The organism is Paenibacillus sp. 1A_MP2 (assembly GCF_052244825.1).
GTDB classification, from domain to species: Bacteria; Bacillota; Bacilli; order Paenibacillales; family Paenibacillaceae; genus Paenibacillus; species Paenibacillus vandeheii.
Map to the genome: position 1 here is coordinate 4,427,189 of NZ_JBQQCS010000001.1, position 11,948 is coordinate 4,439,136.

Sequence of the window (11,948 nt, forward strand, 5' to 3'; positions counted from 1 at the left end):
CAAAGTGCTGACGTTTATGACTTACTGCACTGGACGCATTCTTATACAATGATAAAAACGCCTCACTCGGAGACATTTTCCCAGGAAGCGTTAGGTTATGACTGAGTACAGTTATCGACCATTGAAGGAGGACGTACGTCTATGAGCAGAACCAAAGAGATGGCGCTTAAAAAAGAAGTAACCCCTTATGAGAAAAATAATCTTCGCCTGAGTATCCAACAATTAGTGAATTCCATACTGCCACTATTATTATTATGGGCCGCAGCGTACTATAGCCTGTCCGTGTCCTACTGGCTGACTTTTCCGATTGCCCTCGTAGCCTCGGGATTTGTCCTTAGAACATTTATTATCTTCCATGACTGCTGTCATGGTTCATTTTTCAAAAGCAAACGTGCCAACGACATTCTCGGCACCATTACAGGGGTATTAACCCTGACGCCTTACCTGCAATGGAAAAACGAGCATTCCATTCATCACGCAACGAGCAGCAATCTCGATAAACGTGGTGTAGGTGATATCTGGGTCATGACCGTTGATGAATACAAAGCCGCTTCCCCTTGGGGTCGTCTCTTCTACCGTATTTATCGTAATCCGTTTGTCATGTTTGGTATTGGACCCATTTATGTGTTTTTGTTCGCTTACCGCTTTAACCGTAAAGGTGCAAGACGTAAAGAACGTATGAATACTCACCTGACTACAGTGTTGATTGTAGCCCTTTATGCCTTTATGTGCTGGTTAATCGGCTGGCAGGCTTTTGTACTGGTGCAAGCACCCGTATTTTTCTTCTCCGGCTTCTTCGGTATCTGGCTGTTCTATGTACAGCATCAATTTGAAGATACGTATTTTGAACATGAAGATGAGTGGAGTTATGTAAAAGCTGCGGTAGAAGGTAGTTCATATTATAAACTGCCAAAATTGTTGCAGTGGATTAGCGGCAATATCGGGTTCCACCATGTGCATCACTTGAGCCCACGTGTACCCAACTATTATTTGGAAGAAGCACATAACGCAACACCGCCATTGCAGAATGCTACAACGATTACGCTTCGTTCCAGTCTGGCTGCCCTTCGCTTCCGTCTGTGGGACGAAGAATCCAAGCAATTTATTAGCTTTGGTGAGATCAAAACCTTATCCCGCAAGCCTTACGTTCAACCGCCTATCCGAGTAAACAACCAAGCGGGTCTGACAGAGAAGCCTTAACTCTGTCGGATTCGTTTTCTTGTATTCAGGCTTAAGTCATGCTACAGTCAGGCTAAGTTTGAGTACACTGCAAGTCCGAGGAGGAGAATTTTCATTCAAAAGTGGATGCAGCTCTTTTATAAAAATACAGGTTTAAATCCATATGTATGGCTCGTCTTTTTCATCCTGCCCTTCTATTATATTTCGCAATATTCCAAATTGTGGCCCATGGTGGCGGGAATTTTCATCATTCTGTTCTTCTTCGTCTGTTATCTGCTTGCCTTCATCACGAAGGGCTGGCAGGTGTATATGTGGATTGGACTTCTGATCGCCATATCGATTACGATGACCATCGCCTATGATTATGCCTACTTCTCGTTGTTTCTTGCTTTTTTTATTGGGAATATTAAAAATAAAGCCGGTTTCTTCACCCTCTATTCGGTGAATTTGGCAGCCAGTTTTCTAACCATTAACTATAGTTTCATCAAGCAGAGCACCCTGCTGCTCAGTCAGTTTCCGTTTGTATTCATCAGTCTTATGGCATCCATCCTGCTCCCGATCAGCACGTATAACAAAAACAAACGGGAACAGCTGGAAGGCCAACTGGAGAATGCCAACAAACGGCTGGATGATCTGGTGAAAATGGAAGAACGGCAACGCATCGCACGAGATCTGCACGATACACTTGGACAGAAGCTCTCCCTTATCGGTCTAAAAACCGATTTGGCGAGGCGTCTGCTTCGCACCAATCCCGATCAGGCCGAGATCGAATTGAATGACCTGAGACAAACAGCGAGCACGGCCCTGAAGGAAGTTCGAGAGATGGTAACCACCATGCGTGGTACACAATTAGTAGATGAGCTATTCCGTGCCGAACAGATTTTGAAGGCGGCCTCGATTGAATATGTACTGGAAGGCAATCCGAAATTGCAGGATACGTCCCAGCTGAATGAAAATGTGCTCGGCATGTGTCTGAAAGAAGCTGTCACGAATGTTGTCAAACACAGTCAGGCAGCTGTATGCACCATCCGTATTGAGGAAACACCGTCCGATAATGTGCTGACGGTTCAGGATAACGGCGTCGGAATCGAACGTACCCGCAAACAAGAACGGCGTGGTACTGGAATCTTGGGTATGAAAGAACGACTTGAATTTGTTAACGGATGTCTGGATATTCGCTCCGGAACAGGCTTGGAAGGTACAAGCATTGTCATCCATGTTCCCAAGCTAGTCCGCAAACCAATTAAGGAGGTTGAAGAATGATCAGGATCGTAATCGCCGAAGACCAGCGTATGATGCTGGGGGCCTTGTCTTCCCTGCTCAACCTGGAAGAGGATATGGAGGTGGTTGGGCGTGCAAGCAACGGACAGGAAGCCCTTGCTCTTGTCCGTGAGCATATGCCTGACATCTGTCTGATGGACATTGAAATGCCCGTCAAAAGTGGCTTGGAGGCCGCTGAGGAACTTAAGGGTATGAACTGTAAAGTCATTATTTTGACAACCTTTGCCCGGACTGGCTATTTCGAACGCGCTTTGAAAGGCGGTGTACGCGGTTATCTGTTAAAGGATAGCCCTATCGAAGAACTGGCTGAAGCGATCCGTCAGGTCATGAATGGAAGACGTATTTTCGCCCCGACCTGGTGGATGAGGCTTATGTACAAGAGAATCCGCTGACCGAACGTGAAAATGCCGTTCTCGGCCTGATGGCAGACGGCAAAAATACAAAGGAAATTGCTGGACATCTATTTATTACAACCGGCACGGTGCGGAATTACATCTCTATTATCCTCAATAAGTTAAATGCGAGTAACCGCATTGAAGCCATTACCCGCTCAAAAGAAAAAGGGTGGTTTAAATGAAAGTACCGCTTTAACCCACTGAAACATAAATAAATAAGGTACGACGATGGAACGATGTACCTTGCTAATACAAAAATAGGCTGGTCTGGAGCACTCACTCCAGGCCAGCCTATTTCCTTTTGAAGCTTCATAATAATGCCATACGATTTATTTTACAGAAACCACCATGCCCAAAGCTTCCAGAGGCACCTGCTCGGTCTGGAGCTGATGAATCTGCTTGCCTTCTTGCCAGGAGATCGTTACATTGACGCTTTTACCACCGCTTGGGTACTCCACATTGACGAATCCTTTTTCCTTTGGTACTGGCAGTGTATGGGTCTCCAAATATTCCACCATTCTCTTCGCAATCCCCGGATTGTTCATGTTATCCTGGGAAACAGATCGAATCTGAAGCGTCCATCTCCCTTCTGTCCAAGTGAGATACTGACTGCCCGCCGCGCCTTCAGTCATGCCCTTGATGCCATGTCCCAGATCCACTGTCATATCCTTCGGCACGTCATTCAAGTCTGTATCAGGGAAAATATCCGTACTGTTCGGATCCTTATACGTCTTCACTTCATAGGATGCCAGAACAGGCACCTTGCTGCCAGAGGCCGTCAACGAAGCATCATTCACCGCAACAGGCTGGTCAGTAGAATAAAAGTTAATATGGAACGCATCTGAAGTATTCGATGTAATCGATGCAGTCAGATGTTTTCCTTTTCCAAGGAAAATGAAGTAGGGAACGAAGCGTTTTTCATCTTCAGCTGACTGCGGATGTCCTGAATGATGTCGTTTGAGCTTTGCTGGGCTTGACCGTTACTGCCCGTTTCCGGATTCGATGTTGATGTCCCGCTGCCAGCCGAACCTTCCGTGCCCGTTGTTCCTGTTGTATCAGTTCCGCTATCTTTCGTTCCACCGGAGAAATCCGCTCCTCCACTTCCTGACTGAGTCTGTTCGCCAACCGCAGGGGATGTGTTATCCGCTGTTGATGTTTTGGTATCCTGACCACCACACCCTGCAAGAGCAAGCAGCACTGCTGTTGTCACAGGAATCGTCATCCATAATTTAGGTTTACTCATGTTGTTGTCCTCCTTGAAGCCGTTATTGAGATTAACTTACATTGTTGTCCAGCCAGTATATTAACGTTTGTCATTCCAGAAATTCACGGGCTGTACTTTCTTCGTCAGCACTTCAAAATGGTATCCTTCTGCTTTCAGTGTTTTTAACACTTGCGGAAGTACTTTTAATGTCGCTTCCTGATCGTGCATCAATACCACAGGGGTGGTTCCGCTTTTTTGCACATTATGGATCTGCTTCATCACGCTGTTGTACACTTTCTGATGATCCTTCTTGTATTTCCAATCTTCGGAATCCACATTCCAATCCCACAGATGGAATCCACCCTGACCCAATAGAACATTGCGGTATGCAGGTTTGAGATACGGTTTGCTACCGTACGGAGTGCGAACGAGACTCGTTTTGACGCCTGCCACTTTGTTCAGACTTTCATTTGCCTGCTGCATTTCTTTCAAACCACTATATGCAGATTTATAAAATTTGCTTGGAACATGCGTTACACCGTGCAAGCCCAGTCCATGTCCGTCTGCAACGATACGCTTGGTGGCCTTCTGAAATTTCTCCATCTGAGGTCCGAGCATGAAGAAGGTTGCTTTGGCATTGTACTGATCCAGTATATCCAGCAATTGTCCCGTGTGGGCGGTCGGCCCATCATCGAAAGTTAGATATATGATCTTGGAGCTCGCTTTATTTCCAGCATTCTTGGATGCGGATGATGTCGCTGAAGCCGATTGCGGCAGTAACAATGGAATGATAAATAGAATAGCAAGTGCGGTGATGAACGTTTTACGAATATGTAGCATAAATAAAAGTCTCCCTTATGTCTTGTATTTCCCCGGGTGTCGATGTTTCTCTCAATGCAGCCCTTGGCGATAATCCTAATTCTATCAAAAAGAGTGCGTCCCATTCTCGTTTCAAATGCTACGTTCGAGTTACACTTTTGTCAGATTAACCAAAAAAATAAAACGAATTTGATAGATTTGCTCGAAAAAGAACATTCGACGGGATAGATCAATGTTGACATATATTCTATTAACCCAGATTGTGGCTTCTGATAGATTTAGTACTGGAATTTATATGAAACCAGCGAGGGAATCTTAAAATGATATAACAAAAAAGCCTGCCCGAGAGCAGACCTTTCATATGTAGATCGATTTTCTTTCCGTTCAAATTAATCCAGATTACAATTGCTAACGTCCATGATTACTCTGCCGGAGCAGTAAAGGAACGTTTGCCAAATTCGGCGTCCAGCATGTAGAAAGCATTGCTGTCTTTTTCGATGCGGCGTAACTTCTGAATGATATTGTCAAACAGAGCTTCCTCTTCGACTTGCTCATCAATGAACCATTTCAGGAAATACATTGTGGCATGTTCACGCTCATTCAGGGCAATATCAGCCAGATTGTAGAATTTCTTCGTATTTTGCTGCTCATGTGCATATCCGTGTTCAAACACATCCAGCATTGAGGAATACTCATTTTTTGGTTCAGGCAATGCAGCGAGGGTTGCACGCTGGCCGCGATCATTCAGAAATTTGTATATTTTCATCCCGTGGAACCGCTCTTCCTCCGCCTGCACGATGAAGAAATTCGCAAATCCATCCAGGCTTTTGCTCGAACAGTAGGCAGCCATCGCAAGATACACATGCGCTGAATAAAACTCGAAGTTCATCTGTTCATTTAGAGATTCTGTCAACTCTTTACTCATCAGGAATACACCTCATTCTTTCTCTAGGGATGGTCCTATTCTACCATAACAACAACTGGACTTACATTGATTTTTCTACAAAATTCGCCAATGACTGATTACCTCTCTTCCTATATAATTACATAGTTCTCGCTCTAAAATCATTTCATTCTGGAAGGCAGGCCTTTTTATTTCATGAACACATCTACGCAGCTCAAAAAAACCATAGGCATGCCGCAAGCTGTTGCGCTTTATATAAGTGCGGTTCTTGGTTCAGGTGTCCTCATTGTACCCGGACTTGCTGCCGAACTGGCAGGCCCGGCCTCACTCCTCGCCTGGGGAGGCATGGTTCTGCTGATTCTCCCGCTTGCCCTATCCATGGGGCTACTCTCGGCACGCTACCCCAACGCAGGAGGCGTGTCCCATTTCGTTACTCTCGCTTTCGGACAACGGGCAGGAGCCTTAGTTGGCTGGTTCTTTCTGATGTCCGTTCCCATTGGTGCTCCCGTGGCTGCCCTTACAGGTGCAGGTTATATGACAGCGGCACTTGAACTTGGTGACGGGTATCGAACAGCGATCGCAGCTGCCATGCTCGCGGCTGGACTGATCATTAACATCGTGGGCATGCAGGTCGCCGGAAAGGTACAGATCGGTGTGGTGCTGGCGATTATTATCGTGCTCGTCATGGCGTTTGTGTTCGCTATTCCAAATATGGAATCCATACATTACACACCATTCATGCCGAACGGTTGGGTAAGTGTCGGTCAGGCTGGCGCCATTCTGTTCTGGTGTTTTATTGGTTGGGAGGCTGTATCCCACCTGTCTGAAGAATTCACTGATCCACGCAAGGCAGCTATTAAAGGCGTAACGATTGCAGCTATCATTGTAGGCGTGCTCTATTTTCTGACTGCTCTGGCGACAGTCGGAACGCAAAGCTATCTTCATGGCGGAGCAGATGTCTCCCTTGTATGGATTATTAGTCAGGCTCTGGGTTCCTGGGCGGATTAATTGCCGGGCTGACTGGCATATTTATTTGCACCGCTACGGTCATTGCATACGCTGGTGCCGCTTCACGTGTCGCTTATGCCCTGGCAAGACAAGGGTCTGCCCCGCAATGGATGTCCCGTTTATCCAGTCGGTACCATACTCCAATTGCTGGAATCGGCTTCCTCGCCATCTGCTTCACTCTCGTATTGGGTATCTATGGATCTGGTCTGGTGTCGCTAACCACGCTCATTCAGCTGCCCAATGCAACGTTTATTCTCACCTATCTTGGCGGATGCGCAGCAGGAATCCGATTACTCAAGGGCAGTCGTACTGGGGTAACCATCAGCTGGATTTCCTTTGTGGCCACAGCTATCGTGTTCCCTTTTGCCGGGTGGGCCGTTCTCTACCCTGTGGTGATCGTCGTTCTGTTCGGACTACTCAACCGAAAACGACATTACGGCCTATAAACAAAAAAGCTCTGCCGCTATGGCAGAGCTTCCTTTATTCATCTGGAATAATTATTATACCAAGAACGCTTTGGAGATGATAACCAACAGGATGAACAGAACCAGAATGGCACCTACAGAAGTAAAACCTCCGTATCCGTAGCCTCTTGCTTCTCCACCTAATACTTCGCTCATTGACGTACCTCCTCTGCAACAGGTATGCGTTATCTTATGCAGGGAGAACGGATTTGACAGGGCGGAAGCCCTGTTTCAGATATTGTTTATAATCTCCGCTCAGTACCGTGGAGAATCAATCCGCATAATGTCCAGGAACGGCACTTTGGCCGTCAATTCTTCCTCTGTATACTCTACATGCACAAGCCGGGTTCGTGAATCCAGCTTCACAATGACCCCATGAACCTGATCTTCCTTGCCCCAAACAGTCAGCAACACTTCCGAACGTTCATGAAACGCTTCAACCAGTTGGTTCCCCAGCTCTTCCAGTTCAAACTCATCCCGGGTAGGTCTTTTTGCAACTTTTGCTTTTGCCAATGTAGCGGCCTCCTCTATAGCTAATCCGACGACCCGAATCCACGGGTTATTTGCCGAGGTCATATTTAATTAGTATACCATTCATTCACCTTCGTGTAATGTCAGGACTCCTTAACCACGCAAAAACCCCTTACATTTACAGTCAGAATACAAGTCAGAAGCTGTTGTCTCCCATTATTCGTCACTATCTTCAACAATAATAGTATATACATTCGAAGTGGATTGTCCTGAATGCCTTTGACCGTTCCACTCGTAAGTATACATTGCAGTTAAGGACCCCTGCTGGATTCCCAATTGTTCGGCTGAGGATATCTGTGCAACGTAAGTGACCCTTTTCTCTGCTCCAGGTTCCATCTCACCCAAATGTAAATATTTTGGTGAAGAATACTCTGATATGGTCGCTCGATCCCGTACTTCTGCTTCCCCAATCCACTTGGCTCCTGAAGGAAGGACATCAGCGAGCTGCACCCGCGCAGTCCAGGACCCTGTATTGGTCACATGTACATGAAAGGTTACATTTCCTCCCCTTTCAATCAGATCAGGCTTCACTTCCACATGGACCGAGATGATAGGATACTTCAACTGAATAAATGTCGAATTAGAGGAAATGATTCGTTGCACAGAACGGGAATCGGGCAAGCGAAATGTATAGATCAGGCGAGCCTGATTCATTAGCTCGAAGATTGCAGGTGCATCCTGCTCCTGCTCTGTAAGGATCACTTCAAATTGGATATTAACCGCAGATCGTGCAGTCAGCGTTCCCAGATTGATGCCTTTGACTAGACTTGTTCCAGGCCGTTTTACACCATTCCACCCGAGACTTCCTTCGACATAACGCATGCCTGGCGGAAGAAAATCCGTCACGACAGCATCCACTGCAAATGAACCTTCATTGTGTACTGTTATCTGATACTGAACGGTATCCCCAGGAATAGCAAGGGGAGGTTTTACACTTTTTGCAATCGAAATTCGGGGCTGAACGACTTGTAAAGTTGCTACGTTTGAGTATACAGTCTCCAAATTTTCACCTGAAACATACTCTAACACTGCCTGGATTGTTAAGGCCTCGGCTACGCTGCCTCCTGTTATCTGTACTCGAAATTGAATTGGCACCGTTCTTCCCGGCAATACCTCACCAATCCAAATTCCGGAATCAGGCGTCGTCTCTGGAACAAAAATCTCATTCACTATGACACTTCCCGGTAGAAATTCAATGCCTTTGGGCAATGGGATCATTACACTTGCATCGTTTCCTATGATAAAACCCGGATTGCTCACCAAAAGCTTATAAGTGACGATATCCCCGACAAAGGTCTGAACACGATCTGCATTCAAAACCAACGACAGACTTGACGAGACCAGGTTTACTTCTACCACGTTAGATTTCTCTTCTCCCTTAACTGTTCGCCCTTCCGGCGTCAAAAACTCATAATGTACCTTCGCTTGATTCACCAGCTTCAGGGCCGGCGGGAGACCGACGATGATCACCTGAAAATGAATTCGCAACGTCATTCCGGGTGCGACTTCCTGTGCCGGAACTCCTATCTCAGGTGATACTCCCGGTAGCGGAGTCCCATCCCGAAGCACACTATTGGGAAGAAGTGAAGTTTCCGATGAAAGCGAATCCAGCAAATGGACCATGGCAGGACAATTACCGGAATTCATAATTTCGATCAGGTAGGTTAGCGTCTGCCCCAGAGCAGCCTCAGCAACGTTGCAAAACTTGTGAACTTGCAGCCTGGGGCCGATCCATGGTGTAACTACCGTATTGGAATAAGCCACCTGTTCCAGTTCAGTCGCACCCGAGCTGAATCGAACCAGTGACTGATTCTTTAGCGTGTGGGACAACGGACCGGAAGATTGGCTCATATCACCACAACCTCTACTCGGAATGTAATGGTAATTGAAGCACCGGCAGCAATCGATCCGAGCGTTATTCCTGTATTCGGATTTCCGGTAGGCCTTGCCACGCCATCCACCGTAACACTTCCAGATACAAATACGGTGCCTGTTGGTACAGGGTCTACCATGACCACGTTATTGACCACTTCGATGCCAGTATTGGTTACCACAACCGTATAGGTGATCACATCGCCGACAACAGCATCAACTGCACTTGTGCTTTTGACAACGACAACATTTGGTGCAGAGACAGGAATCACCAGAACGTTGGAGGATACCGTACCGGTCAACTGACGGCCATCCGGCGGACTAAATGTATAATTGGCCACAGCCTGATTGACCAGCTGCTGATTCTGCGGCAAAGAATCCACAGTAACTTCAAGGGTGACTGTCACATTAACGGAACCTCCTGGAGATATCGTGCCAACCACAATTCCTGATTCCGGATTCGCACCTGGCTGTGGAACACCATCAATCAGGACGCTATTGGGAAGGAGTACTGCTCCATCCGGAATGTTGTCCGTCAGTGTCAAATTCGCTGCCAGATTGCCACTGTTCGAGATGGAAAAAGAGTAGACGATGGTGTCACCGATTGTCGCATTGGACGTACTTGCTGTTTTGGTTACGGCAATAATTGGTTGATAAATTGGCGTAACCACCGTATTCGAATAGGCTGCTCCCGAGAAGATACCTGATGTGAAACTTACCGATGACTGACTGCTCACTTGCGGCGGTGCAGGCAGCGCATTGACCCGAACCGCATACGATACCGCTACAGATGCCCCAGGTGCCAAGGAACCCAGCGCTATGCCGAGTGCAGGGTTTGCCGAGAGACGCGGAACACCGTCTACCAGGACACTTCCAGTAACAAAGGTAACAGCCGAACTGATTGGATCAGTTAACACAATGTTATTAACAGGATCAATTCCGTTATTGGTCACAACCATCTCATATACAATCGTATCTCCTACCACAGCATCCACTGCAGCTGTCGTCTTCACTACACGTACATCCGGCGCAGATACCTGAATATTGAGTGTATTGGACGATATACTGCCCCCCAGAGTTCTTCCGTCAGGCAATGCATAAGAATATGTCGCAGATGCCTGATTCGAAATGGACTGGCTCAACGGAAGGGTAACAATAACGACCGAGAACATGACCAAGGTCGTTGTAGAAACGACGCCAAGCAGAATGCCTGAAGCAGGATCGGCACCCGGTGCAGATGCCCCGTTAATAATGACGCTATTCGGCACGAGCTCTGTTCCTGCAGGGATCGTATCGGTTAACGTGACTGATGCCCCATAGTTTCCTGCATTGGAGATCGCGATGCTGTAAACGACGGTATCCCCTACCGTAGCTATAGCCCGGTCGCCCGTTTTGACTGCAGACAGAACCGGCTGATAGACCGGTGTTGTAACCGTATTGGAAAATGTAGTTGCCGAAAACGCACCTGATGTAAAACTTACCGTGGACTGGTTATTCAGAACTGCACTTGCCGGGAGCGCTGTAATCTGCACACTGAAAACAACGGTCACGGTAACACCAGGTGCGATGGAACCAAGCGTTATTCCGGTAGATGGGTTAGCACCTGGTCGAAGAACACCATCAATAAACACGCTGTTTGCTGTAAGAACAGTACTTGTCGGCACTGCATCCGTGAAGACCACATTGCTGACCGTCGCAATTCCGTTATTGGTTACTGCAATGCTGTACGTTACGACATCCCCAACAGATACAGCCGTAGATGTCGTCGATTTCACCACATCAACATCTGGAGCCGACACTGAAATGGTAAGTACATTAGACAAAACTGAACCCGATATGCTGCGTCCATCAGGCAGCGTAAAGGAAAGAGCGACCGAAGCCTGATTCACCAGTTGTTGCGGGGTGGGCAATGTATCAATAACTACGGAAAAGGTAATCGTTGTTGTAGCCCCGGCAGCGACTGTGCCTGCCGGAATGCCTGCTGCGGGATTGGCGGCAGGTAATGGCTGACCATTCACAATGACACTGTTCGGAACAAGAACGGTTCCCGCAGGGATATTGTCCGTCAGGTTAATCTGGGCACCATAGTTCCCTGATTGCTCACGGTAACCGTATAACTAACGGTGTCCCCCACGGTAGCGTTTTGTGTACTGGCCGTTTTTTGTGCTGTGAGTATAGGCTGGAAGACGGGTGTAACCACAGTATTGGAGAACGTTGTGCTGGAGAAAGCCCCCGAGGTAAAACTGACTGTGGATTGATTGCTTAATTGGCCGCTTGCTGGGATTGCGTTG

Annotated in this window: 11 protein-coding genes and 2 pseudogenes; 4 read left to right on the forward strand and 9 right to left on the reverse strand. The window is 47.1% G+C overall.

Annotated elements, in window-relative coordinates:
• Positions 1 to 141 precede the first annotated feature (141 nt).
• The 3 genes and pseudogenes from ACTWJ7_RS21535 to ACTWJ7_RS21545 all read left to right on the forward strand — a co-directional run bounded on the left by ACTWJ7_RS21535 (position 142) and on the right by ACTWJ7_RS21545 (position 3,037).
• Positions 142 to 1,200: a fatty acid desaturase gene (locus tag ACTWJ7_RS21535; RefSeq protein ID WP_024631893.1), complete on the forward strand. Its 1,059-nt coding sequence runs from the start codon at positions 142 to 144 to the stop codon at positions 1,198 to 1,200.
• 93 nt (positions 1,201 to 1,293) lie between these two features.
• Positions 1,294 to 2,442, forward strand: coding sequence for a sensor histidine kinase (locus tag ACTWJ7_RS21540; RefSeq protein WP_285077415.1), 1,149 nt, complete (start codon positions 1,294 to 1,296; stop codon positions 2,440 to 2,442).
• Positions 2,439 to 3,037: pseudogene (locus ACTWJ7_RS21545) on the forward strand (response regulator). The gene ACTWJ7_RS21540 and the pseudogene ACTWJ7_RS21545 overlap by 4 nt, the downstream one beginning before the upstream one ends.
• 147 nt (positions 3,038 to 3,184) lie before the next feature.
• Here the strand turns inward: ACTWJ7_RS21545 and ACTWJ7_RS21550 are convergent.
• The 4 genes from ACTWJ7_RS21550 to ACTWJ7_RS21565 form a co-directional block, all read right to left on the reverse strand.
• Positions 3,185 to 3,652, reverse strand: coding sequence for a hypothetical protein (locus ACTWJ7_RS21550; RefSeq protein ID WP_443145861.1), 468 nt, complete (start codon positions 3,650 to 3,652; stop codon positions 3,185 to 3,187).
• Positions 3,653 to 3,723: 71 nt separating this feature from the next.
• Positions 3,724 to 4,098, reverse strand: coding sequence for a hypothetical protein (locus ACTWJ7_RS21555; protein ID WP_443145862.1), 375 nt, complete (start codon positions 4,096 to 4,098; stop codon positions 3,724 to 3,726).
• A 60-nt stretch (positions 4,099 to 4,158) separates the two neighbouring features.
• A complete protein-coding gene (locus ACTWJ7_RS21560; protein WP_301878944.1) occupies positions 4,159 to 4,899 on the reverse strand; it encodes a polysaccharide deacetylase family protein in 741 nt (246 codons plus the stop codon).
• A 400-nt stretch (positions 4,900 to 5,299) separates the two neighbouring features.
• A complete protein-coding gene (locus tag ACTWJ7_RS21565; protein ID WP_024631888.1) occupies positions 5,300 to 5,803 on the reverse strand; it encodes a ferritin in 504 nt (167 codons plus the stop codon).
• Positions 5,804 to 5,977: 174 nt separating this feature from the next.
• Between ACTWJ7_RS21565 and ACTWJ7_RS21570 the strand changes: the two are divergent.
• Positions 5,978 to 7,236: pseudogene (locus ACTWJ7_RS21570) on the forward strand (amino acid permease).
• A gap of 54 nt (positions 7,237 to 7,290) precedes the next feature.
• Here the strand turns inward: ACTWJ7_RS21570 and ACTWJ7_RS21575 are convergent.
• The 5 genes from ACTWJ7_RS21575 to ACTWJ7_RS21595 form a co-directional block, all read right to left on the reverse strand.
• On the reverse strand, positions 7,291 to 7,410 hold the full coding sequence (locus tag ACTWJ7_RS21575; RefSeq protein WP_024631887.1) for a hypothetical protein: 120 nt from the start codon (positions 7,408 to 7,410) through the stop codon (positions 7,291 to 7,293).
• 99 nt (positions 7,411 to 7,509) lie between these two features.
• Entirely contained in the window at positions 7,510 to 7,767 is a 258-nt protein-coding gene (locus ACTWJ7_RS21580) for a YolD-like family protein (RefSeq protein WP_024631886.1), read from the reverse strand.
• Positions 7,768 to 7,941: 174 nt separating this feature from the next.
• Positions 7,942 to 9,636 carry a DUF11 domain-containing protein gene (locus ACTWJ7_RS21585; protein ID WP_301878946.1) on the reverse strand — a complete coding sequence of 565 codons (1,695 nt, stop codon included), beginning with the start codon at positions 9,634 to 9,636 and terminating at the stop codon, positions 7,942 to 7,944.
• Positions 9,633 to 11,675 carry a DUF7507 domain-containing protein gene (locus ACTWJ7_RS21590; protein ID WP_443145863.1) on the reverse strand — a complete coding sequence of 681 codons (2,043 nt, stop codon included), beginning with the start codon at positions 11,673 to 11,675 and terminating at the stop codon, positions 9,633 to 9,635. The genes ACTWJ7_RS21585 and ACTWJ7_RS21590 overlap by 4 nt, the downstream gene beginning before the upstream one ends.
• 47 nt (positions 11,676 to 11,722) lie before the next feature.
• Positions 11,723 to 11,857, reverse strand: coding sequence for a hypothetical protein (locus tag ACTWJ7_RS21595; protein ID WP_443145864.1), 135 nt, complete (start codon positions 11,855 to 11,857; stop codon positions 11,723 to 11,725).
• Positions 11,858 to 11,948: the final 91 nt, after the last annotated feature.

What these genes read in the sequence shown, in the direction of transcription:
- ACTWJ7_RS21585 (WP_301878946.1), bottom strand. Translation starts at nt 9,636, where the DNA reads ATGAGCCAATCTTCCGGTCCGTTGTCCCACACGCTAAAGAATCAGTCA.
- ACTWJ7_RS21575 (WP_024631887.1), bottom strand. Translation starts at nt 7,410, where the DNA reads ATGAGCGAAGTATTAGGTGGAGAAGCAAGAGGCTACGGATACGGAGGT.
- ACTWJ7_RS21555 (WP_443145862.1), bottom strand. Translation starts at nt 4,098, where the DNA reads ATGAGTAAACCTAAATTATGGATGACGATTCCTGTGACAACAGCAGTG.
- ACTWJ7_RS21565 (WP_024631888.1), bottom strand. Translation starts at nt 5,803, where the DNA reads ATGAGTAAAGAGTTGACAGAATCTCTAAATGAACAGATGAACTTCGAG.
- ACTWJ7_RS21560 (WP_301878944.1), bottom strand. Translation starts at nt 4,899, where the DNA reads ATGCTACATATTCGTAAAACGTTCATCACCGCACTTGCTATTCTATTT.
- ACTWJ7_RS21535 (WP_024631893.1), top strand. Translation starts at nt 142, where the DNA reads ATGAGCAGAACCAAAGAGATGGCGCTTAAAAAAGAAGTAACCCCTTAT.